The sequence below is a fragment of the Bifidobacterium sp. genome (genome assembly GCF_050874245.1).
Taxonomy (GTDB): domain Bacteria; phylum Actinomycetota; class Actinomycetes; order Actinomycetales; family Bifidobacteriaceae; genus Bifidobacterium.
This window is the reverse complement of sequence record NZ_JBNMKH010000223.1, coordinates 1-1,071: the sequence shown is the minus strand read 5'-3', so window position 1 is coordinate 1,071 and position 1,071 is coordinate 1. Positions and strand designations below refer to the sequence as shown.

The following is a 1,071-nucleotide window of genomic DNA, read 5'->3' as shown; positions in this document are numbered from 1 at the left end:
CCAATCTTGGTTTCCCTGGCTCCGCGATAGGGCGGTTTAAGTCCACGGGGGGGGGCGATACTAAAAGAGCATGTAGCTTGCTTTGGCTCTTGCGATGAAGAAACCTAGAAGGGAGTAACGCTATGAGGCGTTTCTGGAAGGTCGCGGGCGCGCTGGCCGTGGCCGCGTGCACGATGTTCGCTGGTGCCGCCACCGCGAACGCAGCGGATGTCACGTATGTGAATAATCCGACCACGTTGTCCAATGTGAGGGTGTCGGATGTGGGCGCGCATACGGCGAACGTGTTGTTCGACTATTCGATCGATCCAGCACAGGTGAGTCAGATCAAGGATGTGTGCTTCAGCATCGAGGTGCAACGCATCACCGACATCACGCCAATCCAATCGGCAGCCATGAACCATGTCGGGCAGGGCGCTTTCTACTCCGTTAATTGTGATGCGGATTCGATTGTCTCCGACGGCGAGCTGACCGCCGGCTCGTACGACGCGATCTACGGCGTCCACAACGACGTGGAGTACAAGGGTGCCTTCCATGACAGTGACGCTACCCATTCTAATTGGTGGGAAGACCCGAACGAGTTGACGTTCAAGGCGTCCGGCCAGCATTTCTACAGGTTTGGCACGGGTGTTTGGAACGGCAAGGCCTCCGGCAGCTTCGACTTCCCGCTGATTGGTCTGACGTCCAACACCGCGTACACGAACAACGCGAAGGCATGCAAACCTTCCGCGAGTTTCCAATGCGAGTTCGGTGACTCCCTAATAATCGATCAGGAGGCCATACAGCAAACGGAGAATGTTCTGTGGAACAAGGGCGTTCGCGTGAAGACCCCGGTGGACGTTCGTCAGGTTATTCTGTATGCGCAACCCATTTACAAGGATCCCAACACTAAAGTGAGTAACTGGAGTGATGATAACTTTTTGAAGCAAGTTCCCGATTTCACGACAAAGGCCGAACCCGCGGCAACGTCGGCCGAACTGCTGCCTTCCGAAACCGAAACGAAGCTGAGCGTCGCCGGCGGCAAGGTGCAGCCGGGACAGACGGCCCGCGTGTACGTCGACAACCTGAAGGCTG

Annotated in this window: 1 protein-coding gene; it reads left to right on the top strand. The window is 56.6% G+C overall.

Going from position 1 to position 1,071, the window contains the following annotated elements; all coding sequences use genetic code 11:
• Positions 1-122: 122 nt before the first annotated feature.
• Positions 123-1,071: hypothetical protein (locus ACR0P8_RS10070; protein ID WP_432624902.1), on the top strand; the 949-nt coding region annotated here is incomplete at its 3' end.